The following is a 480-nucleotide window of genomic DNA, read 5'->3' on the forward strand; positions in this document are numbered from 1 at the left end:
CTACATCTATGAAAGTGAGGATGGTTATCCGATTGCCTATCGCATGGATGGTGGACCAAATAAAAAAGGGAAAGGGCTGACTTATGCTCAAGCCCGTACCATCCTTCAAGAGTTCTTACTTGACCATGACATTAGTAAAGAGAATGTGAAAGATTCGATTGCTGCCTACTCATTGGATGCGAATGCAACGAGTGGCTCGTCAGTCGATGACGCGCCTCAGACAGAAAACACGCCCATGACAAAACCCACAAAAACTATCGAAGTAAAAGAAGCCTGGTGCAACCCTCGCGCAGACGATGAATGCACTATCAATGGCGCGAAAGTGCCCAAAGCGGAGCTTAAGCAGTACCTGCCGGCGATCTACGAGCTGGAGGTGCTGAATGCCGGTGGGTACTGCGAACATCCGATTTGTTATGACGAAAACGACAAGCCGGTTGGTATTCACTGAAACAAAAGGCACGGTATTTCCGTGCCTTTATT

At 47.9% G+C, this 480-nt stretch carries 1 pseudogene; it reads left to right on the forward strand.

The features are described from left to right. A pseudogene (locus ACI77I_RS32145) lies at window positions 1-448 on the forward strand (hypothetical protein); the annotation flags it as partial. Window positions 449-480: the final 32 nt, after the last annotated feature.

The organism is Pseudomonas sp. D47 (assembly GCF_045447305.1).
Classification (GTDB): Bacteria; Pseudomonadota; Gammaproteobacteria; order Pseudomonadales; family Pseudomonadaceae; genus Aquipseudomonas.